The sequence below is a fragment of the Salinifilum ghardaiensis genome (genome assembly GCF_054491345.1).
This window is the reverse complement of sequence record NZ_CM137101.1, coordinates 5,044,947-5,066,311: the sequence shown is the minus strand read 5'-3', so window position 1 is coordinate 5,066,311 and position 21,365 is coordinate 5,044,947. Positions and strand designations below refer to the sequence as shown.

At 73.0% G+C, this 21,365-nt stretch carries 16 protein-coding genes; 4 read left to right on the top strand and 12 right to left on the bottom strand.

Features of this window, described 5'->3' with window-relative positions:
• Nucleotides 1–48: 48 nt before the first annotated feature.
• Nucleotides 49–1,386 carry an aminotransferase-like domain-containing protein gene (locus tag ACVGV0_RS23045; RefSeq protein WP_459157776.1) on the bottom strand — a complete coding sequence of 446 codons (1,338 nt, stop codon included), beginning with the start codon at nt 1,384–1,386 and terminating at the stop codon, nt 49–51.
• Between the two features lie 428 nt (nt 1,387–1,814).
• Between ACVGV0_RS23045 and ACVGV0_RS23040 the strand changes: the two genes are divergently transcribed.
• On the top strand, nt 1,815–2,444 hold the full coding sequence (locus ACVGV0_RS23040; protein WP_459157775.1) for a GNAT family N-acetyltransferase: 630 nt from the start codon (nt 1,815–1,817) through the stop codon (nt 2,442–2,444).
• 33 nt (nt 2,445–2,477) lie between these two features.
• On the opposite strand, the gene ACVGV0_RS23035 is transcribed toward ACVGV0_RS23040, so the two are convergent.
• From ACVGV0_RS23035 to ACVGV0_RS22995, 9 genes are all read right to left on the bottom strand, one after another.
• Nucleotides 2,478–3,626: an N-acetylmuramoyl-L-alanine amidase gene (locus tag ACVGV0_RS23035; protein ID WP_459160112.1), complete on the bottom strand. Its 1,149-nt coding sequence runs from the start codon at nt 3,624–3,626 to the stop codon at nt 2,478–2,480.
• A 343-nt stretch (nt 3,627–3,969) separates the two neighbouring features.
• Entirely contained in the window at nt 3,970–4,296 is a 327-nt protein-coding gene (gene trxA / locus ACVGV0_RS23030) for a thioredoxin (RefSeq protein WP_459157774.1), read from the bottom strand.
• A gap of 37 nt (nt 4,297–4,333) precedes the next feature.
• Nucleotides 4,334–5,326 (bottom strand): thioredoxin-disulfide reductase, encoded by a 993-nt coding sequence (gene trxB, locus ACVGV0_RS23025; RefSeq protein ID WP_459157773.1) that lies wholly within the window; start codon nt 5,324–5,326, stop codon nt 4,334–4,336.
• A gap of 264 nt (nt 5,327–5,590) precedes the next feature.
• Nucleotides 5,591–6,505, bottom strand: coding sequence for a hypothetical protein (locus ACVGV0_RS23020; protein WP_459157772.1), 915 nt, complete (start codon nt 6,503–6,505; stop codon nt 5,591–5,593).
• Complete coding sequence (sigM, locus tag ACVGV0_RS23015) at nt 6,502–7,128, bottom strand: RNA polymerase sigma factor SigM (protein ID WP_459157771.1); 627 nt, start codon at nt 7,126–7,128, stop codon at nt 6,502–6,504. The genes ACVGV0_RS23020 and sigM overlap by 4 nt, the downstream gene beginning before the upstream one ends.
• Nucleotides 7,129–7,210: 82 nt before the next feature.
• Nucleotides 7,211–8,767, bottom strand: coding sequence for a protein kinase family protein (locus ACVGV0_RS23010; protein WP_459157770.1), 1,557 nt, complete (start codon nt 8,765–8,767; stop codon nt 7,211–7,213).
• Between the two features lie 104 nt (nt 8,768–8,871).
• Nucleotides 8,872–10,563 carry a murein biosynthesis integral membrane protein MurJ gene (gene murJ / locus ACVGV0_RS23005; RefSeq protein ID WP_459157769.1) on the bottom strand — a complete coding sequence of 564 codons (1,692 nt, stop codon included), beginning with the start codon at nt 10,561–10,563 and terminating at the stop codon, nt 8,872–8,874.
• Between the two features lie 321 nt (nt 10,564–10,884).
• Complete coding sequence (locus ACVGV0_RS23000) at nt 10,885–13,104, bottom strand: DUF6049 family protein (protein WP_459157768.1); 2,220 nt, start codon at nt 13,102–13,104, stop codon at nt 10,885–10,887.
• On the bottom strand, nt 13,101–13,685 hold the full coding sequence (locus ACVGV0_RS22995) for an NUDIX hydrolase (RefSeq protein WP_459157767.1): 585 nt from the start codon (nt 13,683–13,685) through the stop codon (nt 13,101–13,103). The genes ACVGV0_RS23000 and ACVGV0_RS22995 overlap by 4 nt, the downstream gene beginning before the upstream one ends.
• Between ACVGV0_RS22995 and ACVGV0_RS22990 the strand changes: the two genes are divergently transcribed.
• Nucleotides 13,684–15,270: a CCA tRNA nucleotidyltransferase gene (locus tag ACVGV0_RS22990; RefSeq protein ID WP_459157766.1), complete on the top strand. Its 1,587-nt coding sequence runs from the start codon at nt 13,684–13,686 to the stop codon at nt 15,268–15,270. The two genes, ACVGV0_RS22995 and ACVGV0_RS22990, sit on opposite strands and share 2 nt — an antisense overlap.
• Nucleotides 15,271–15,933: 663 nt before the next feature.
• Nucleotides 15,934–16,506, top strand: coding sequence for a YqgE/AlgH family protein (locus ACVGV0_RS22985; RefSeq protein ID WP_459157765.1), 573 nt, complete (start codon nt 15,934–15,936; stop codon nt 16,504–16,506).
• Nucleotides 16,507–16,591: 85 nt separating this feature from the next.
• Here ACVGV0_RS22985 and ACVGV0_RS22980 read toward each other — a convergent pair whose 3' ends face one another.
• Nucleotides 16,592–17,032: an SdpI family protein gene (locus ACVGV0_RS22980; RefSeq protein ID WP_459160111.1), complete on the bottom strand. Its 441-nt coding sequence runs from the start codon at nt 17,030–17,032 to the stop codon at nt 16,592–16,594.
• Nucleotides 17,033–17,210: 178 nt separating this feature from the next.
• A complete protein-coding gene (locus ACVGV0_RS22975; RefSeq protein ID WP_459157764.1) occupies nt 17,211–17,855 on the bottom strand; it encodes a class I SAM-dependent methyltransferase in 645 nt (214 codons plus the stop codon).
• Between the two features lie 235 nt (nt 17,856–18,090).
• Here ACVGV0_RS22975 and leuS point away from each other — a divergent pair, with 235 nt between their 5' ends.
• Nucleotides 18,091–20,976 carry a leucine--tRNA ligase gene (gene leuS, locus ACVGV0_RS22970; protein WP_459157763.1) on the top strand — a complete coding sequence of 962 codons (2,886 nt, stop codon included), beginning with the start codon at nt 18,091–18,093 and terminating at the stop codon, nt 20,974–20,976.
• Nucleotides 20,977–21,365: the final 389 nt, after the last annotated feature.

Here is a 21,365-nt window from a genome sequence, read left to right as displayed (position 1 = left end):
CACGGACAACGGTGCACAGTGGATTTCGTGCTGTGGCGGGCGTTCGCACTACGCGGTGTCCGGGGAGGGCGCCTGGGGGCCGCGCCGCGGAGCACCCTGCGCCGAGGTTCCGAACGTGCGCACCAGATCGAGCTCCTCGGAGATCGTGTGCGCCAACCGCCGCACTCCTTCGCGGATCCGCTCGGGAGTCGGGTAGCAGAACGCCAGCCGCATCTGCTGGCCGCCGCTCCCGTCGGTGTAGAAACCCGTTCCGGAGGTGTAGGCCACGCGCTCGTTGATCGCGCGGGGCAGCATCTCCTTGGTGTTCACGCCCTCCGGGGCGGTGCACCAGACGAAGAAGCCGCCTTCCGGCACGGTCCACGTCGTGCCCCGGGGCATGTGCTGCTCCAGCGCGGAGAGCATGGCATCGCGCCGCTGGCGGTACTGCTCCTGGAAGGCCTTGATCTGCCCCTTCCAGTCGTGCGTGCTCAGGTACCGCGACACGATCATCTGGTTCAGCGTCGGCGGGCACAGCGTGGCCGACTCCGCCGCGAGCACGAGCTTCTCGCGCACCGCCGGCGGCGCGAGCACCCAGCCGACCCGCAGGCCCGAGGCGAGGACCTTCGAGAACGAGCCGAGGTAGACCACGTTGTCCGGGTCCAGGCTGCGCAGCGCCGGGTGCGTCTGCCCGTCGAAACCGAGCAGGCCGTAGGGGTTGTCCTCGAGCACGAGGATGCCGTTGCGCGAGCAGATCTCGAGGACCTCGGCCCGCCGGTGATCGGCCAGCGTCACGCCGCCCGGGTTGTGGAAGTTCGGGATGGTGTAGAGCAGCTTGATCCGCTTGCCCGCGGAGCGCAGCTCGTCGATCGTCTGCTCGAGCAGGTCGGGCCGCAGGCCCTCGTCGTCCATGGGCACGTGGGCGACCTCGGCCTGGTAGGCGGAGAAGGAGCTCAGCGCGCCGACGTACGAGGGGCCTTCGGCCAGGACCACGTCGCCCGGGTCGCAGAAGATCCGCGTGACCATGTCCAGCGCCATCTGCGAACCGACGGTCACCATCACGTCGTCCGCGTGCGCCTCGATGCCCTCCAGGGACATGACCTCGCAGATCTGCTCGCGCAGCTCGGGAACACCGTGCGCGGAGCCGTACTGCAGGGCGCTCTGGCCCTCGCGGGCCACGAGATCGCCGATCTCGGCGGAAAGGGAGTCCAGCGGGAGGTCCGCGAGGTTCGGCATCCCCCCGGCCAGCGACACCACCTCGGGGCGGTTGGCCACGGCGAACAGCGCGCGCACCTCGGAGGCGGTCATCCCGGTCGCTCGCTGCGCGTACAGCGCGCGGTGCGCGTCGAGGTTGCGGGCCGGGGAGTCTTTGTCCGGTGTGCCCTCCGGCTGACTTTCCTGATCAGACATGTCCCGCTCCGATCCGATGTGTGCGCCGTGCTCGGTATGCTACCGGCGGCGGTGGTGGCGTGATTCTAGTCGTCCTATCGCTGCACCTTGTTCAGGTGTGACACGGGTTCAGGTGTGACACGGGTCGAGCTGCGACACGGGCCGGCGCGCGGCACGGCTCCTGGTGCGCCCGGCCCTCGCGCACCCGGTGCCCCGGCTGCGCGGCCGCTCCCCGCAGGTCGAGCGCGGTGTCCCGGTGCGACACGGAGCCATGGTGCGCCCGTCCGCCGGCGCCCGCCCGCGCGGCCGTGCGTGCGCCCGCACCGTCTCACTCCATCGGGTCCGGTGGGCACTGCGCGCGACTTTCCCGTGGTGAAAGCCACATCGTATGCTGTGCCCTGCGCGGTTCGTGCCGGCGATCGCCCGCATCGCCATCCCTGGGAGGTTCGGTGTCCCGACGTGTTGTCGAGGTCACGCTGGACAACCTCGACCAGCTGCCGCCGCGGTGCCGTCGTTGCGTGTTCTGGGAGCTCGGCAGCACCGGTCAGCAGGCCGAGGAGTTCGGCGCGACCGAACTGGAGAAGGAGGCGTGGGTCTCCGGTGTGCTGCTGGACTGGGGCGTCTGCGGCCACCAGCTGCTCCTCGGCGACACCCCTGCCGGCTACGCCTTCTACGCGCCCCCGGCGCGGGTGCCGGCGGCGGGGGCCTTCCCCACGGCGCCGGTCAGCGCGGACGCGGTGCTGCTGACCGCGCTGCACGTGGTGCCGGAGCGGCGGCGCCTCGGCCTCGGGACGCTGCTGGTGCGCAACGTCGCGCGCGAGCTGAGCCGCCGGGGGGTGCGCGCGGTGGAGGCCTTCGCGGACGCCGCGGGCGAGCGCTCGTGCGTGATCCCCGCGGAGTTCCTGCAGCGGGTCGGGTTCCACACGGTGCGGGCGCACGAGCAGTGGCCGCGGATGCGGATGGAGCTGCCGGAGGAGCCGACGTGGAAGGCGGACGTGGACGCGGCGCTGCAGAACCTCACCGCCACGATGACGGTCTCCACCGCCCGGCCGCACGCGGAGCCGTCCACGTGCCGCTGAGCCGCCCGCACGGGCCCGCGGCCGGAACTCCGGTCAGGCGCCCTCGGCGCGGGCGTACTCGTAGCGAAGCAGGTCGTCGAAGGTGAACGTGCCGGTCGGCTGGTCGTTCTGCCCCAGCAGGTACAGCCGCTTGATCGCCACGAGCAGCCCCTCGGCGACCACGTCGCGGAAGCCGGGGTCGAGCAGCCGGTACCGGTCCTGGGCGTTGCTCAGGTAGCCGATCTCCATGCGCACCGCGGGCATCCGGGTCAGGCGCAGCACGTCCCACGTCTTCGGGTGGGTCTTGCAGTCGGTCATGCCGGTGCGTGCGACGAGCTCGCGCTGCAGGAACCCGGCCAGCGCCTCCCCGACGGTGGAGGTGGTGCCGTTGCCCGTGCCGAAGTGGAACCCGGCCACGCCCTGCGCCAGCGCCGAGCGGTTCGCGTCGATGTGCAGCGACAGGAACATGTCCGCACCCGCCTCGTTGGCGAACCGCGCGCGGTCGGCGTCGGGCGGGCAGCCGTGCGGGCCGCGCGTGATGAGCGCTTCCATGCCGGTGGCGATCATCCGGCCCTCGAGGCGGCGCGCGAGGTCCCAGGTCAGGTCCGCCTCGCTGACCGAGCCCCACTGGGCGCCGCGCTCGGGCCCGCCGTGCCCGGGGTCGATGACGATGCGCTTGCCGCTCAGCCGCGGGCCGGAGCGGCGCACCTTCTCCTGCTCGCGCAGGTACACGGGCCGGCCGCCGCGCACCTTCGGGGCGAGCTGCTTCAGCGCGCGCAGCGTGCTCGGGCCGCAGATGCCGTCCGCGTTCAGGCCGTAGTCGCGCTGGAAGCTGCGCAGGGCCTGGTCGGTTTCGCGCCCGAAGATCCCGTCGGGACGCCCCGCGTCGTAGCCCAGTTCGAGCAGCCGTTCCTGGAGGGTGAACACGTCGTCGCCGCTCATGGGCTTGCTCACGAGGAAGGTCAGCGAGCGGTCGCCGAGCTGCCAGCGCGCGTCGGTCAGCGCCCGGTAGGTCGCGGGGCCGACGACGCCGTCGGTGATCAGACCGCGCTGCTGCTGGAAGATCCGCACCGCGTGCTCCACCGCCTCGTCGAACACGGCGGCACCGCGCCCGTCCTGGGCGGGCAGGAGTCCCAGCGTGGCCAGCGTGTTTCTGATCTCGGTGACGCCCGGGCCGACGTCACCGCGGCGGAGCAGCTGCATGCACTCCTCGCTCGTGTCCGGCGCCGATGAGTGCATCGGCGCGAATGGATGATCGTGCCTCTCCCCGTTCGCGCGGTGCTCGTCCGGGCAACGGGTGGCACAACGCCGATTCCACCTATCTGGGCAGTCATTGTGCCTTGCTCGTCCGGCACCGGCGTTGCGGGCCGAGATCGACACCGCGGCGGCGGGGTCCGCTTCCGCGGAGGTGCGTCGATTCAGCTGAGCAAAAACGCGGCCCCGCCGTCGCTGTGTTCATCGACAGGACGGCGGGGCCGCGTTATTCGGTTGCACGCGGGAGGAGTGCGAACTCACACCCCTCCGCGGGGTCCCGCGGGGCTCGCGGTCACAGGTACTCGGAGAGCTCCTCGAGCATCGCGGCCTTCGGCTTGGCGCCGACGATCTGCTTGACGGGCTCGCCCTGGTTGAACAGCAGCATCGTCGGAACGGACATCACCTGGTAGTCCCGCTGCAGGGTCGGGTTCTGGTCGATGTCCAGCTTGGCGATGGTGATCTGCTCCGGGTACTCGTCGGCGATCTCCTCGAGCACCGGGGCGACCATCTTGCACGGTCCGCACCAGGTGGCCCAGAAGTCCACGAGCACCGGCTTGTCGCTGTTCAGAACGACGGACTTGAAGCTGTCGGCGTCCACGGTCACGGTGTTGCCGGCCATGTCTACTCCCTTGCTCGATCAGTGGGGACGGGGGCGGTCAGTTCACGTCCGGGCCGTAGCCGCCGCCGACGAGCTCGGCGGCCTTCTCGGCCTGCGACACGGACTCCTGCTCGGCGAGCCATCGCTCGGCGTCGATGGCCGCGGAGCAGCCGGTCCCGGCGGCCGTCACGGCTTGCCGGTAGGTGCGGTCGACCAGGTCGCCCGCGGCGAACACACCGGGGATCTCGGTGCGCGTGGAGGGCGTGTCCACCTGCAGGTAGCCCTCCTCGTCGGTGGCCAGCTGGCCCCGGACCAGTCCGCTGCGCGGGTCGTGCCCGATGGCCAGGAACATGCCGGTCACGTCCAGCTCCGACTCCTGGCCGGTGGCGGTGTCGCGCAGCCGCAGTCCGCTGACCGTGCCCTCCCCCAGCACCTCGGTCGGCGCGGTGCTGGTCAGCCACTTGATCTTCTCGTTGCTGCGGGCGCGCTCCAGCATGATCTTGGAGGCGCGGAACTCCTCCCGCCGGTGGATGATCGTCACCGACCGGGCGAAGCGGGTCAGGAAGGTGGCCTCCTCCATCGCGGAGTCGCCGCCGCCGACGACGGCGATGTCCTGGTCCCGGAAGAAGAACCCGTCGCAGGTGGCGCAGGAGGACACGCCGCGGCCGAGCAGCCGTTCCTCACCGGGGATGCCCAGGTAGCGCGGGGCCGCGCCCATGGACAGGACCACCGCGCGCGCCTGGTACGTCCGGCCGTTGGCCCGCACGGTCTTGACGTCCGCACCGAGGTCCAGCTCCTCGACGTCCTCGGCGCGCAGCTCCGCGCCGAACCGCTCGGACTGGGACCGCATCTGCTGCATCAGGTCCGGGCCCATGACGCCGTCGGTGAAGCCCGGGTAGTTCTCCACCTCGGTGGTGTTCATCAGTTCGCCGCCGAACTGGGTTCCCTCGAAGACCAACGGTTCGAGCTCGGCCCGCGCGGCGTACACCGCTGCGGTGTAGCCGGCCGGCCCCGAGCCGACGATGATCACGTTGCGCACGTCGCCAGTCACCGCGCCCCTTCCGTCGTCGCGTGCTCGCCCGCTTCCCGCGCGCGAGCCTACTCGGCACAACACGGGCGGGGCGTGGCGTGTTCCCGCGCACCACCGAGGGGTGCGGCACCGCACACCGCGCCGGTTCCGGTGCCGTTGCGCAGCTGTTTCCGCCGGATCCGGGGCACCGGAGCGGATGCGCGCCGCTGCACCGCGCCCGCTCCCCGCCTGCTTCGACCACCGTACTGGCGGCGGCGGTTCACACACGAGTGCGATGCGCGGCCGTCATCCGCCGTAGGTGGCCTCGGAGATCGTGGCGGGCTCGTCCGGACCGCAGTCCGGGCCGACGGCGAGCAGGTGGAACCGGCCGATCTCCCCGGTGGAGAGCACGAACAGCTGGGCCGGCTTCCCGTCGAGGGTGATGGCGTGCGCGCCGAGCGGTTGCTCGCCGCCGGTGCCGTTGGCCCGCAGGCAGCCCGGCCACTGCCGCTCCTCCCGCAGCCCGTCGTAGTTCTGCGCGCGCATCACCCGGGTGAACTGCTCGCCGGTGAGGTCGACCTCGGGACCGGTGAGCGCGAGGGGGGCGGAATCACCGGGTGCGGGGGGCAGACCGGTCTGCGGTTGCTGCCCCGGAGGGGGCTGCTGGGTCGATGGGGGTTGTTGGGCCTGCTGCTGCGTCCTCGGCCAGGGCGAGAGCACGAGGACGAGGACCGCGGCCACCGAGGCCGCGGCGGCGACCGCCGCCACCGCCCAGGCGGAGCGGACGCGGCGACGTCTGCGCGCGGAGAGGTCGACCGCGGGGGCCGGCCGCGCAGCCGTCCCGCCCGCCGGGGCGCCGTCCGCGGTGGGCCGCTCCGCGGCGGGGGCTGCGGGGCCGTGCGGCAGGTGCGGTCCGGGCTGCTGCCCCGCCGGCCGGGCCGTCGGCTGCGGGGCGTGCCGCTCGTGCGCGGCCTCGCGCAGCGCCCCGTCGATGCGCGCGGCGACCGCCTCCGGGACGGGTTCGGCGCCGAGCTCGCCGAGCTGCTCTGTGGTGGTCCGCAGCGCGGCGAGCACCTCCCGGGCCGCCGGGTCCGCGGAGACCTGCTGCCGCAGCTGCTGCGCCGCGTCCTCGTCGAGCGCCCCGGCGTGCAGGTCGGCCAGCGACTCCGGGGACCACGACGGGTCCTGCGGCGCGGATCCGCGCCGGTCGTGACCGCTCATCGCCCCTCCCCTCGCTGCTTCGACTCCGCTCGTGCCGGAGCACCCGCGGGACCTGGGACGTCCGGGTGCGCGCTCGGGTTCCGCAGATGCCCGAGAAGTTTCGCCATGCGCAGCCGTCCCCGCGCGCAGCGGCTCTTCACCGTGCCGGAGGCGACGCCCAGCATCGCGGCCGCTTCGGCCACCGAGTAGCCCTCGACGTCCACCAGGACGACGGGGGCCCGTTGATCCTCCGGCAAGCTGGCCAGCGCGTCGCGCACCTCCATCCGCGTGTCCTGGACGGCGAAATCATCTCGTTGCACGGCGGGCTCGCCCTGTCCGGTTTCGGGGAGGGGGACGCTGGGGCGTGCGCGGCGGCGCCGCATGCGGTCGACGCAGGCGTTCACCACGATGCGGTGCAGCCACGTGGTGACCTGGGATTCGGAGCGGAACGATGCGGCGTTGCGGAAGGCCGACAGCATCGCGTCCTGCAGCGCGTCGGCGGCTTCCTCGGGGTCGCGCATCGTGCGCAGCGCCACGGCCCACAGCCGCTCGCGATGCCGGCGGAACAGCTCGGAGAACGCGTGCGGATCTCCACCGAGGTGCGCCGCGAGAAGATCGGCATCCGAACTGACAGGCACAGACACGATCTCGCACTGTACTGTTCACGCGACGGAGAATGATCCCCCGTGTTCCGCAACCTCGATCGTGCCTGCTCACCTGGGCGGTTCAGCCCGCGGAACCGGTCACCTCGATCTCGCCGATCTCCGCGCTGTAGTTCCCGCCGGACTCGGCGAGCTTGGTCAGCACCACGAGCACGCGGTCGGTGGGCTGGGCCGCCTCGATCGGGATCGTCGTCCGCCCGTCCTGCAGCGTCGCCGAGCCGAGCACCCGACCGCCGTCCAGGGCGGGTTCGCCGTCGACCGTGCGGATCTCGACCTGCGCGCCCGCACTGGGGGAGTTGATGGTGACCTCGCCCAGCACGGCGGGCCGGTCGAGGGTGAGCACCGCACCGGTGCCGTTGCTGATCCCGCCCGGGCCGAGCTGCTGGAAGTAGTCGAAGGTCTTCCACGCGGTGCTCGGGTCGCCGTCGTAGAGGTTCGGGATCCGGTGCGGCGCATCGGGTTCGCCGTTGTCGTTGTACGCGGTGCCCTGGCTGACCGCGAGCGGTTCCGCCGGTGGCGGGGGTTGCGTGGAGGTGCCGTCGCTCGCGTTGCCGGACTCGTCGATGACCTGGCTGTCGCCGGGGTTGACCGGGTCGGTGAACACGCCGATGAGGCTGGCCGCGATCCAGCCGACCACCAGCAGCGTGGCGACGCCGAGCACGCTCACGCTGAGCACGAGCTTCTTGCGCTTCGCCCGGTCGGGTTTGGGGTCGTCGGTGCTCCACACCGCGGTGCTCGACGCGCCGGCGTTGGCGACGGCCGCGGAGTGCTCGTCGGTGGCGTGCTGCTCCAGCACGCGCAGCACGGCCGCGCCGGTGCGCACTCCGCCGGTGGTGCCGGAGTTGTCCACCGGGCCGAGCGCCCGGGAAGCCACTGTGGACAGTTCCATGGGGACGGTCGGGCGCAGCGTGCGCGGCGGCACGACGCCGCCGTCCTGGCCGAGCGGGGCGGAGCTGAGGCCACCGGGGGCACCGGCCAGGGGCCAGCGCGCCGTCAGCATCAGGTACAGCACCGCGCCGAGCCCGGCGACGTCCTCGTTCGACGTCGCGTGCGCCAGCGGGCCGGGGAAGGCCATCCGCACCTCGCCCTCCGGGGTGACCCGGATGCGCTGCGGGTGGTCCACGCCGAGGACGAGCCCCGCGTGGTGGCCGGCCTCCACGGCCGCGGCCAGCGGTTGCAGCAGCCGCGCCGCCGTGCCCGGAGCCAGCGGGCCGTTCTCGACGAGTTCCACGAGGTCGGTCCCGTGGGTCCACTCGGCGATGACGATGCCGAGCACGCCGTCGGGATCGCCGGGGGACGGTGCGACCACGTCGAGCACGCGGGCCACGCCGAGGTGGTTGAAGGTGCTCGCGTGCATGGCGCGTTCCAGGGTCCGGCGCGCGCCGGCCGCCGCGTCCGTGTCGGAGCGGTCGCCGACGAGGACCGTCAGCGCCACGTCCCGGCCGAGGACGCCGTCCTTCGCCCGCCACAGCTGGGCGTTGCAGCGCGTGTCCGCGCCGACCTGGGCGAGCAGCCGGTACCGGCCGTGGTCGAGCACCGTCCCGGGAGTGAGGTTCACCCCGCTCCCGCCGGCGTCCCCGTCGTCCTCCGGCGTCATCTGCTCGGTCTGTTCGCTGGTCACCTTCCCTCTCCCGCTCCTTCCGGTCCGCTCTCGGGGGCTGGAGGCGCCCCTGACTACTCCCCCACGGAAGGAGACTTCCACGACGAGGGTACGTGACGCGTGTGTCAGCGACGACGCAGCAGACCGGCGAGCCGCCCGATCGCGGGGCTCATCTCGCGCACGCGCAGCAGCGCCATGCCGCCGAACGCGACGGCGAACCCGGCGAGGCCGCCGAACACCAGCTGCAGCCAGCCCGTGCCGCCGCCGGCCTCGCCGGGGACGGCCGCACCGATCGCCAGCGTCACCAGCCACGCCACCGCACCCCCGACCGCGGAGGCCAGCAGCGTCTTGCCCAGCGTGACGGCGAACCGCCCCGTGCCGAGGGGGCCGAGCCGGTGCCGCAGCCAGAGCTCGCCGATGATCCAGCCGACGAGGAAGCTCGCCGAGTTGATGATCGACAGCGCGTACAGCACGTCCTCGGTGCTGCCCAGCGTTCCCGCCCACATCGACGCGGGGATCTTGAACGCCGTCATCAGCACCATGATCAGCGTGGGCGTGCGCGCGTCCTTGAGGGTGTAGAACACGCGCATCTGCAGCATCGTCAGCGCGTAGGGCAGCACGCCGAACGCGCTCACCGCCAGCGCCGTGCCGACGGTGCCCGCGTCCCCGGCGCTGCGGCCGAGGGAGAACAGCGCCAGCCCCAGCGGCGGCCCCACAGCGGCCATGACCGCGCTGACGGGCAGCAGGCTCACCGTGGACAGCCGGTTGCCGAGCGAGAGGTCGTCGATGACGCGCTGGTGGTCGCCGTCGGCCGCTGCGGCGCTCATCCGCGGCAGGATCGCGGTCATCACGGAGAAGCCCAGCACGCCGTAGGGCAGCTGCAGCAGCATCCAGACGTACTGGTACATCGACCAGGCCCCGGCCTCGGTGCCGGCCTTGCTCATCGCCATCAGCCCCAGCTGGCTGACCGCGACGTAGCCGACCATCCACGCGGCCAGGCCGCCGAACTCGGTCAGGCGCGAGTCCCAGCCCCAGCGCCACCGCAGCCGGATCCCCGCCCTGCGCAGCGCGGGCAGCTGGATCGCGGCCTGCGTCAGCACGCCGAACGTGACGCCGATGCCCAGGGTGAGCAGGTGCGCGTCACCCATCTCCACCGGGTTGAAGGTCAACCGGCCGGGGATGAGCCAGTACGCGCCGAGCGTGGCGATGACGACGAGGTTGTTCATCACCGGTGCCCAGGCGGGCACGGCGAACTTCTCCTTCGACTGCAGGATCGCGCCGATGAGCGCGCTGATCCCGTAGAAGAAGATCTGCGGCAGCAGCAGGTAGGCGAACGCCGTCGCCAGCTCCGGATTGCCCGAGCCCTCGTCGGCCGCGTAGCGGGCGACCAGCCACGAGGCGCCGACCAGGGACAGCGCGGTGCCGACGCCGAGCACCACCACCGACAGCGTCAGCAGGCGCTGGATGTACCCCTCGCCCCCGTCGGGATCGGACTTCTGCGCGCGCACCAGCACGGGCACGATCACGCTGGTCAGCACCCCGCCGAGGAGCAGCTCGAAGATGCTGTTCGGCAGGTTGTTGGCGACCATGAACGAGTCGTTGACCACGCCGTAGCCGATCGCCCAGGCCAGCATCACCTTCCACAGGAATCCCGTGAGGCGGCTGAACAGCGTGGCCACGGCCATCGAGCCCGTGGCGCGCAGCAGCGACCTGCCGCCGCGCCCGGACTCCTCCGCACCGCCGGGGACGGGGTGGATGACCTGCGTCCGGTCCGAGACGTGCTCGGTGGCCTGGTCGATGCCCGGTTCCGGGGGCACGGTCGGGATCGGCTCGGTCGGAGCGGCGTGCCACCCCCGGGCCGCCTGCGCGTTCGGGCGGGTGCTCTCGGGGTCGGACGCGCCCGGTGGGCGCGTGGACGCGGTGGGTGCGCCGGACGGGTGCTGCTCGGTCCCGGGTGCCGGTGCCGCCCCGTTCCCGGTGGCGGGAGGCATCCGCCGCGTCCCGGCCGGGGTCGGCCTCGCGGGCCGCTGTCCGTTCTCTCGCACTCCTCGCGTCCCTTCCTCAACGGTCACCGCGCGACCCGCTGCCGCGGGGTCACGCGGGGTGCCGGAGCACCGGAGGATGACCGCGCCAGGATCTCAGTTCCCGGTTCGATCGCCGTCCGCGGTGGCGTCACCGGGCGGAAACTCGGTGGTGGGCGTTTCGTCCGGCGTCCCCCCGCGTCCGGCGCGCATGCGCCGCACGATGCGCATCGCGGACAGCACGACGAGCAGACCGCCCGCGGTGATCGTGATCGCCGGGATCAGCGGGCCGTAGGCGCTGGAGTCGACCTGCAACCGCTTCGGGCGCCCGAGGGGCGTGCCGCCCTCGGTCACGGCCGCGACGTCGAGGTTGAACTCGCCGACGCGGTGCACCGAGACCTCGGGCCAGAACTGCCTCCTGCTGTGCGCGGGGATGCGCAGCGTCCCCAGGTCCGACACCTCCACGCCGGGCGTCGGACCGACGCGCAACCGCAGGCTGACCGTAACCGGCAGGTCGTTGACCACGGTCAACGGGATGGCGCTGTTGGAGGAGGCCAGTGCGATCTTGCCCTGGAACTCCTCGATGTAGACGTGCGAGAGGGTATTGCGCACCGCCGCTCGCCCGAGGCCGGTCCAGCGGCGCGCCCCCGTCGGGTCGCCGCGCCACGCGCTCGACACGCCGCGCAGCAGGCCGTTGCGCAGCGGAGTGGTGACCTGGGCCGGGTCGACGTGGCGTGCCTGCTCCTCCGAGGAGGACCGGTACAGGTCGCCGACCGCGTAGTTGGCGCGCGCCAGCGTGCGCAGCACCGGCTGCGGGATCTCGGCGCTCGCCGCGGTGTCCGGGTAGGTCAGCTCCGCTTCGGGCAGGCGGCCGCCGGGGTGCGGCAGCGCGGTGGGTTCGACGTAGCCGGCGTCGGCGAGCGCGCGCATCCCGTCGAGCAGGCCGCGCAGCTGCTCGCCGTTGATGTTCCACCGGCGCGGTGGGGCGAGCACGGAGGTCGAGTCGGGCAGCGACCCGAGGGTGGAGCGGAACAGCAGCGAGCCGAGCGCGTCCTGCGCGGTGGCCGACTCCTCCGTCGGCGGGGACTTCGCCGAGGACTGCCGCGGCGTGCCGCGGAGCGGGTTGAGCGCGCTGCTCAGCAGCGGGTCGAGCGGTTGGGCGGTCAGGTCGGTGCCCCGGATCCTGGCCGGTGCCAGCGTGCCCGCGGGCACGTCCAGCGAGCGGGTGTCGAGCAGGGCCGTCTCCGTGCGGGGGAGGTCCGCTGCGGTGCGCTGGTCGAGCGCACCGGAGATCGGCCAGGTGGCGGGGCGCGGGTCCACCGTGGCGTTGCCGCCCTCGTTGAGGATGCGGCCGACGACCCGGCTGCCGTCCACCGCTCCCTTGGTCACGTCGGGCAGCCCCGCCCTGCTGAGCGCGACCAGGTCGGCGTCGGCGTAGGGCAGCGCGAGCACGCAGCGCCCGTCGACGGCTTCGCGCAGCTTGCTCAGCCACAGCCCGGCCGCCTCGCCGCCGATGCCGGGTTCGGTGCCGCCGTTGGAGGTGCGCACCAGGTACCCCTCGGGGCGGCTCATCGCCTTGGCGGTGGCCAGCAGGTCCGGGTCGATGGCGAAGCACAGCGCGCTGCCCAGCGGTGATCCGTTGTTGACGCGCTCGTTGACGGCCTGCACCAGCTCGTAGAGCCGCCCGCCGGGGGAGAGCTCGCCCGCCAGCCGGTCGTCGGTGAGGATCGCGCGGTTGCCCGGGGAGGTGGAGCGCTCCATCCGCGGGTAGTCGACCAGCGGCACGAGCAGCGAGGTCGGGGTCGGTGCTGGCGGCGGTTGCGGGGTGCCGCCGGGCGGGGCCTGCACCGGCAGCAGGAAGTTCGCCTCGGCGACGCGGGCCCGCGAGCTCGACTCGGGCTGGCCGTTGACGTTGACCAGCAGCGGGTACGTGCCCGGTTCGGTGATGTCCAGCGAGTCGGGGCCGGAGAAGGGGATGCGGATCTCCACCGGCACCTGCTCACCCGGGCGGATCCGGTCGACGACCGGGGTGAACTGCGGGTCGGTGGTGATGTTCGCCTCGCCGCGGAGGGCCTGCTGGACCCCGGGCTCGGTGGTCGGGGCCTCGCCGCGCTGGACGCGGGCCTCGACGTCGTCGATGACGTGGTCGCTGGTGTTGGTGAGCCGCCCGCTGACGACCAGTTCGCCCGGAGCGCGCTCGGTCACCACGTTCGGAGCGACCCCGGTCACCTCGAATCGGGTGAGCTGCTGGGCCTGCGCGTGCGCGCGGGGCGCCGGGACAGCCGGCAGCAGCGCGAACACGAGCGCGGCGACCAGCGCGGCCAGTAGAAACCTCACCCCGGCTCCGTTCCACTACCTCGTGCCGGTTCGATGCGAAAACCGCCCACCGGTCCCCGCGGGCCGGACGTCCGGGGGCCGCGCGCGCCGCGGTGCTCGTCGCGGTCCAGGGCCCGCCGCACGAGCCGCCGCTCGTCGGTGTAGGCCAGGACCTCGTCGAGCTCGCCCAGCGGCACCCACGCCACCTCGGTGACCTCCACATCCTCGTCGGACAGCTCGCCGCCCACCGCTTCCAGCAGGAAGTGGTGCACGGTCTTGTGCACGCGCCGGTTGCCCGCCACGAACCAGTAGTCGATCGTGCCGATCGGAGCCACCACGCTGCCGGTGATGCCCGTCTCCTCGGCGACTTCCCGCGCCGCCGCCTGCTCCGGGGTCTCACCGGCCTCGATGTGGCCCTTGGGCAGCGACCACAGCAGCCGCCCCTTCCGATCCAGCCGCCCGATGATCGCAGCCATCCCCTCGCCGCCGGCGATCACCAGCCCACCCGCCGATGTTTCCTCGAACGTCCGCAGCCGACGCCGGCGGCGTCGGTTCCGACGCCCCGGTTGGCTACCGCCGGAGCGGCCGGGCGACGGGGGCATGCCGCCGATACTAGGCCGTTCACTCAACTGGTCGGCGCTCCGGCGGGCCGACACGCCACGGGGTCCGAGGAGCCGCCCAGTACCCTGGAGAGCCGTGTCCAGTTCGGAGTACGACGCCACCTCGACCGCAGGCGCACCGCCGGTGAACAGCCGCTCCCGGGAGCGGGCCGTGGACGACATGCTGCGCGCGGCGCCGCTGGCGGGCGAGCTCGGCGAGCTCTTCGCGGCCGCGGGCCACCAGCTGTACCTGGTGGGCGGCAGCGTGCGCGACGCGCTGCTCGGACGTCTCGGCACCGACCTGGACTTCACCACCGACGCCCGCCCCGAGCGGATGCGCGAGCTGCTGACCGGCTGGGCCGAAACCATCTGGGACACCGGCGTCGAGTTCGGCACGCTCGGCGCGCACAAGCGCGGCACCACCGTGGAGATCACCACGTTCCGGGCGGACCAGTACGACCGCGTCGGCCGGAACCCGCAGGTCGCGTTCGGCGACAGCATCGAGGGCGACCTGCTGCGGCGGGATTTCGCCGTCAACGCCATGGCCGTCGACGTGATCGACCGGACCTTCGTGGATCCGCACGGGGGCATGGCCGACCTCACCGCCAACCGGTTGGACACCCCGGCCACCCCGGAGGAGTCCTTCGCCGACGATCCGCTGCGGATGCTGCGCGCCGTCCGGTTCGTCTCCCAGCTCGGCCTGCGGCCGGCCGAGCGCGTGCTGACCGCGCTGCACGAGATGTCCGGCGAGATCGCGCGGATCACCGCGGAGCGCGTGCAGGTGGAACTGTCCAAGCTCGTCTGCGGGGAGCACCCGCGGCGCGGTGTGGAGCTGCTCGTCGACACCGGCCTGGCCGAGCACGTGCTGCCCGAGGTGCCCGGCATGCGGCTGACCATCGACGAGCACCACCAGCACAAGGACGTCTACGGGCACTCGCTGAAGGTGCTCGAGCAGGCCGTCGACCTGGAACGCGCCGCCGATCCCGGCGGGCCGCCGGACCTCGTGCTGCGCCTGGCCGCGCTGCTGCACGACATCGGCAAACCGGCCACCCGGCGGTTCGAGTCCGGCGGCGGGGTGAGCTTCCACCACCACGAGGTCGTCGGCGCGAAGATGGCCCGCAAGCGGCTGCGCGCCCTGCGCTACTCGAAGGACGTCGTCAACGAGGTGTCCGATCTGGTGTACCTGCACCTGCGGTTCCACGGTTACGGCGACGGGCAGTGGACCGACTCCGCGGTGCGGCGCTACGTCAACGACGCCGGCCACCTGCTGCAGCGGTTGCACAAGCTCGTGCGGGCCGACTGCACCACGCGCAACCGGCGCAAGGCGGCCGCGCTGCAGCGCGCCTACGACGACCTGGAAGCGCGGATCGCGCGCATCGCCGAGGAGGAGGACCTGGCGAAGGTCCGCCCCGACCTCGACGGCAACGAGATCATGCAGCTCCTCGACCTCCCGCCCGGTCCGGTGGTCGGTCGTGCCTGGCGGCACCTCAAGGAGATCCGCCTCGACCGCGGGCCGATGGAGCGCGACGAGGCCGTGGCCGAGCTGAAGCGGTGGGCCCGGGAGGACGAGGGCCTGGAGGTCCCGTAGCACCGGCGATCCCGTAGCGCCGGTGATCCCGTAGCGCCGGCGATCCCGTAGCGCCGGCCCCGGGGAGGACGAGCGCCTGATCGCCCCGCCGGCACTGCGAGGCCGCCCCGCCGACACTGCCGGCCTCGGGCTCCCCCGCCGGCCCCCGGACCCTCCGGACCTGGGCGATCACCCCACCTGCCCTGCTTCTCCGACGGGCAAGGCCCTCCGCTCAATCTGGACTCGTTCCAGAGAGCGCAATTTTCATGAAAATTGTGAACCATCCCCACACGGATGGGGGACGGGTCATCCACAAGATACGGCGCGTCGGGCTGGAGCCGCCCCTCGGCCGGGCGAGTCGGGCGGGGCGACGCGGTGGCGGCGCGGGTGCGCGAGGTGGTGGACGAGCTTGTCCTCGCGGTGCGTGCCGCTGCCGCCACGTGGCCGCTGCCGCTGCTGCAGATGAGCGCTGCCGCCACGTGGCCGCTGCTGCGGGTGTTCGCTGCTGCAGCTGGCCGCCGCCCGCGGCGCGCGAGGGCGGAAGCGGATCGTTGCGTCTAATAGTAATACTCGGCGTTATTTCCAGGCATTGCCATTGAAGCGCTGCCTCGGGCGAACCCCGTGGGCACGGCTTTCTTGGTGTTGCCGGATTCGTGCGTGGGCAATGAGTGCGATCATGGGGGCGTGGCATCGGACGCGGACGTGGAACCGGGGACGCTGTTGGTCGCGGCCCCGAAGTTGTTGGACAGCAACTTCCAGCGCGCCGTCGTGTACGTGATCCACCACCGGCGGGAGGGCACGCTCGGTGTCGTGCTCAACCGCCCGAGCGAGGTGTCGGTGGAGGAAGTGCTGCCGAACTGGGCGCCGCACGCCACGCAGCCCCCGTCGCTGTTCGTCGGCGGCCCCGTCGAGCAGCGCACCGCGATCTGCCTCGGCGCGTTCCGCGCCGGCCAGGACGTGGACGGGATGGACGGCGTGGTCGGCGTGCGCGGGCCGGTGGGGCTGGTCGACCTGGACTGCGATCCCGAGCAGCTGGCGCCGCGCGCCCGGGGGCTGCGGTTCTTCGCGGGCTACGCCGGGTGGGAATCCGGCCAGCTCGGCGGGGAGATCGACCGGGGCGACTGGTACGTGGTGCCGGCGCTGCCGGACGACGTGCTCGCGGGCAGCGCGGAGCGCCTGTGGAGCCAGGTGCTGCGCCGCCAGGGGCTGCCGCTGGCCCTGCTGGCCACCCATCCGGGCGACGTGAAGCTGAACTGATCCGCGGGGCGGGCCGACTCACCGGGGGCGGGTCGACACAGCGGGGCGGGGCAACGCCGGTGCCCGCGGCGTGAGCCCGCGCGGCTCAGTCGCCGCAGATCCCGCCGCCGCACCCGGGCGTCGCGGACGCGCCCCGGCACGCACCGGCGAGCGCGCAGCCCCCGCACGGCCCCGCGGGCGCGGGATCGGGCAGCGTCGCCGCGGCCCGGTGACCGGCCACACCGCCCAGGGTCATCAGCGCGAACGCGCCGCCGAACCCCAGCACCGCCACGAGCACCACGCTCACCACCGAGGCCAGCGCGGGCATCGCGGCACCGGCGAGCAGGGCGGCACCACCGCCGGCGAGCAGCGCCGGACCCGCCGCGCGGTTGGCCAGCGCGAAGGCCTGGTCGCTGCGCATGGCCTCCGGGGTGCGCACCCCGGCGTACCGGTTGCGGGGCAGGGTGCCGCGCGTTCCGCGCAGCCCGACGAACACCAGCCCCGCCCCGGCGAGGACGAGGACCGCGCAGAGGAACACCTGAGCCATCAGCACGCGCCCAGCCTATGCCGTGCCGCGGTGGGCACCGAGCCGGCGGCGCCCGGCCGTGCCCCGGGGCACACCTCCGGGGCGCACCTCGTGCTGCTGCGCACGGCCGGATCGCGGTCTCCGCTCCCCGGGCGCACCCCGCCCCCGCGGGACCGCGAAGCCCGCCGGGACGCGCGGGTCAGAGGCGGCGCACCCGCGCGAACCACCCGCCGAGGCCCGTCCGCTGCCCGGGCGGGACGCCGAACCGCTCCGCCGTGCGTTCGGTGGCGATGCCGTTCAGCTCGGTCGCGCGCAGCTCCTCGACCTCCCAGCCGGCGCCGAACGCCGCGCGCAGTTCCTCCGCGGTGACCTGGGGCGGCCCGTCGGCCCCCGCTCCGGGGTGGTCGGGCGGCGGGGGCGCGGCGGCGAGCACGTGCACCCGCCCGCCGGGGCGGCACAGCCGGTGCAGGTTCGCCACGTACTCCGCCCGGTCCTGCCCGCCGAACACGTGGAACAACGCGCTGTCCACGATCGTGTCGAACGCGTTCGGGCGGTCGAACCGGAGCGCGTCGGCGACCTCGAAGCGGGCCCGCACCGAGCGCGCGGCGGCGTTGTCCCGGGCCCGCCGGATCGCCTGCTCGGAGAAGTCGACGCCGAGCACCTCGTAGCCGCGCTCGGCGAGGTGCAGGGTGTTGTCGCCGGAGCCGCAACCGATGTCGAGCACGCTGCCGCGGATCGCCCCGGCTCGTTCCTGCCGGACGATCTCGGGTTGCGCCTCGCCCAGCACCCACGGCGCGTCGTGCTGGGCGTAGATGTCGTCGAACCACGTCTTGTCGCTGATCATGGCACGAGCGTGATCCATCGAGTGCGCTCGAAGTCAATGCCGCGACCCCACCCTTCTGCGACGGCGGGGGAGCCGGGCAGGCACACTGAACGGTGGAGGTCATCGGACCACGAGCCGGCCGCGTTCACCTGGTTGACGCAGTCAGCCGCCGACCGGAGGGTGCCCGCCACCAACACCGGTGCCGGTGCAGCGCGCGGCGGGAGCCGAAGCTGAGCACAGGGAAGGAACGCACGCGATGAGTGGCCAGGACGGGGCGACGGACGGGACCGCGAACGAGGAGGTCCCGCCTTACCGCTACACGGCGCGGATGGCCGCCGAGATCGAGCAGCGCTGGCAGCGCCGGTGGTCCGAGCTCGGCAGCTTCCACGCCCCGAACCCGGCCGGTCCGCTCCGCGGGGAGGTGCCGGCGGGGAAGCTGTTCGTGCAGGACATGTTCCCGTACCCGTCCGGGGCCGGGCTGCACGTGGGGCATCCGCTGGGCTTCATCGGCACGGACGTCTACGCCCGCTTCAACCGGATGCTGGGCTACAACGTGCTGCACACGATGGGCTTCGACGCCTTCGGGCTGCCGGCCGAGCAGTACGCGGCGCAGACGGGCACCCACCCGCGCACGACGACCGAGGAGAACATCGAGCGGTACCTGGCGCAGGTCCGCCGGCTGGGGCTCGGCCACGACGAGCGGCGCCGGATCGCGACGACCGACATCGAGTTCTACCGCTGGACGCAGTGGATCTTCCTGCAGATCTTCAACGCCTGGTACGACTTCGACGCCGACGGCGGCCGCGGGCGGGCGCGCCCGATCGGCGAGCTGCAGCGGCAGTTCGCCGCGGGCGAGCGGGCCGCGCCGGACGGCCGCGCCTGGGCGGAGCTGTCCGACGTGGAGCAGCGCGAACTGCTCGACTCGCACCGCCTGGCCTACCTGTCCGAGGCGCCGGTGAACTGGGCACCGGGGTTGGGCACCGTGGTGGCCAACGAGGAAGTCACCTCCGAGGGACTGACCGAGCGGGGCAACTTCCCGGTGTTCCGCCGCGACCTCAAGCAGTGGATGATGCGGATCACCGCCTACGCCGACCGCCTGGTCGACGACCTGGACCGGCTGGACTGGCCGGACAAGGTCAAGACGATGCAGCGCAACTGGATCGGCCGCTCGCGCGGCGCCAACGTCCGCTTCGAGGTGGAGGGCCTCGACGAGGCGATCGACGTGTTCACCACCCGGCCGGACACGCTGTTCGGCGCCACGTTCATGGCGCTGGCCCCGGAGAGCCCGCTGGTGGAACGGCTCCTCGCCGAGGAGTGGCCCGCCGGTGCGGACGAGCGGTGGACGAACGGTGCCGCGACCCCGGCCGAGGCCGTTGCGCAGTACCGGCGCCGCGCGTCCACGAAGTCCGAACTGGACCGGCAGGAGAGCCGGGAGAAGACGGGCGTCTTCACCGGCGCCTGGGCGGTCAACCCGGTCAACGGGCGGCGCATCCCCGTGTTCGTCGCCGACTACGTGCTCATGGCCTACGGCACGGGTGCGGTCATGGCGGTGCCCGGCCAGGACGAGCGCGACTGGGAGTTCGCCGAGGTCCTCGGCCTGCCGATCGTGCGCACGGTGCAGCCGCCCGCGGACTTCGCGGGGAAGGCCTACACCGGTGACGGCCCGGCGATCAACTCCTCCTCGGCGGAGACGGGGCTGAACATCGACGGCATGGACGTGGCCGCCGCGAAGGACGCGGTCATCGACTGGCTGGGTGAGCACGGCCACGGCAGCGCCAGCGTGCAGTACAAGCTGCGGGACTGGCTGTTCGCCCGCCAGCGCTACTGGGGCGAGCCGTTCCCGATCGTCTACGACGAGCACGGCCTGCCGCACGCGCTGCCGGAGGAGCACCTGCCGGTGCAGCTGCCCGAGGTCGCCGACTACTCGCCGCGCACCTTCGACCCGGAGGACGCGGACAGCGTGCCGGAACCGCCGCTGTCGAAGTCCACCGAGTGGGTCGAGGTGGAGCTGGACCTGGGCGACGGGCCCAAGACCTACCGCCGCGACACCAACGTCATGCCGCAGTGGGCGGGTTCGTGCTGGTACCAGCTGCGCTACATCGACCCGGACAACGGCGAGCGCTTCGTCGATCCGGAGAACGAGCGCTACTGGATGGGCCCGCGGCCCGCGGAGCACGGCCCCGACGACCCGGGCGGTGTGGACCTGTACGTCGGCGGTGTGGAGCACGCGGTGCTGCACCTGCTGTACTCGCGCTTCTGGCACAAGGTGCTCTACGACCTGGGCTGGCTGTCCTCCGAGGAGCCGTACCGCAAGCTGTACAACCAGGGCTACATCCAGGCCTACGCCTACACCGACGCGCGCGGCGTGTACGTCCCCGCCGAGGAGGTCACCGAGTCCGGCGGCCGCTACTACTGGGACGGCCAGGAGGTGTTCCAGGAGTACGGCAAGATGGGCAAGAGCCTGAAGAACTCGGTCTCGCCGGACGAGATGGCCGACTCCTACGGCGCGGACACGCTGCGGCTGTACGAGATGAGCATGGGGCCGCTGGACGCCTCCCGCCCGTGGGCGACCAAGGACGTCGTCGGGGCGCACCGGTTCCTGCAGCGGCTGTGGCGCAACGTCGTCGACGAGCACGGCGGGGAGCTGCGCGTGGTCGACGAGCGGCCGGACGACGAGCTGCTGCGCGCGCTGCACAAGACGATCGCCACGGTGCGCGCGGAGTACTCCGAGCTGCGCTTCAACACCGCGGTGGCCAAGCTGATCGAGCTGAACAACCGGGTGACCAAGACCTGCGCGGGCGCGGGCACGCCGCGCGAGGTCGTCGAGGCGATGGTGCTCATGGTCGCGCCGGTGACGCCGCACGTCGCCGAGGAGATGTGGGCGCGGCTCGGCCACGCCGGCAGTCTGGTGCACGCGCCGTTCCCGCAGGCCGAGGAGGACTACCTCGTCGAGGAGACCGTCGAGTACCCGATCCAGGTCAACGGCAAGGTGCGCTCGCGGGTGACCGTGCCGGCCTCGGCCGACGACGAGGCGGTGCGCGCGGCCGCGCTGTCCGACGAGCGGGTCGCCTCGGAGCTCGACGGCGGTGAGCCGCGCAAGGTCATCGTCGTGCCCGGCCGGCTGGTCAACGTCGTGGCGTGACTCCCGCGGGGCCGGTCGGGAGGGGTCGGACTTCTCCTGCCGGGCGGCCCGTCCGCGGGCGGCCGGGTCCGGGCGGGGAGGTCCGGCGATCGGGCGGTGCCCGGGTTCGAGCGGAGGGGGATCGCTGCGGGGTGCCGTTCCCGCCGCGACCTCGTCGCGTTCTCGGGCCGGCCCCGCCGTGGCCGGGTGGGTCCTCCGCCGAGCGCGCTCGCGCCGCCGGGGCTGCGGGCGCGGTCGGCGGGCTGCGGCCGCCCCGCCCGGGCGCCGCGGCCGCCGGGTACCCGCGTGCTGGTGGTCCCCGCGGCGCGGAGGCGGAGTCGCGAACGCCACAGTGGCGAAGTTACTCAGTGGTAACTACGCTCGGGGCAGCAGGCCCTGACGTGTGGAGG

Coding starts and splice junctions, on each gene's coding strand:
- ACVGV0_RS22975 (WP_459157764.1), bottom strand. CDS start 17,855: ATGATCAGCGACAAGACGTGGTTCGACGACATCTACGCCCAGCACGAC.
- ACVGV0_RS23020 (WP_459157772.1), bottom strand. CDS start 6,505: ATGAGCGGTCACGACCGGCGCGGATCCGCGCCGCAGGACCCGTCGTGG.
- ACVGV0_RS23035 (WP_459160112.1), bottom strand. CDS start 3,626: ATGCAGCTGCTCCGCCGCGGTGACGTCGGCCCGGGCGTCACCGAGATC.
- ACVGV0_RS22990 (WP_459157766.1), top strand. CDS start 13,684: ATGCCGCCGATACTAGGCCGTTCACTCAACTGGTCGGCGCTCCGGCGG.
- ACVGV0_RS23045 (WP_459157776.1), bottom strand. CDS start 1,386: ATGTCTGATCAGGAAAGTCAGCCGGAGGGCACACCGGACAAAGACTCC.
- trxA (WP_459157774.1), bottom strand. CDS start 4,296: ATGGCCGGCAACACCGTGACCGTGGACGCCGACAGCTTCAAGTCCGTC.
- ACVGV0_RS22980 (WP_459160111.1), bottom strand. CDS start 17,032: ATGGCTCAGGTGTTCCTCTGCGCGGTCCTCGTCCTCGCCGGGGCGGGG.
- leuS (WP_459157763.1), top strand. CDS start 18,091: ATGAGTGGCCAGGACGGGGCGACGGACGGGACCGCGAACGAGGAGGTC.
- ACVGV0_RS22995 (WP_459157767.1), bottom strand. CDS start 13,685: ATGCCCCCGTCGCCCGGCCGCTCCGGCGGTAGCCAACCGGGGCGTCGG.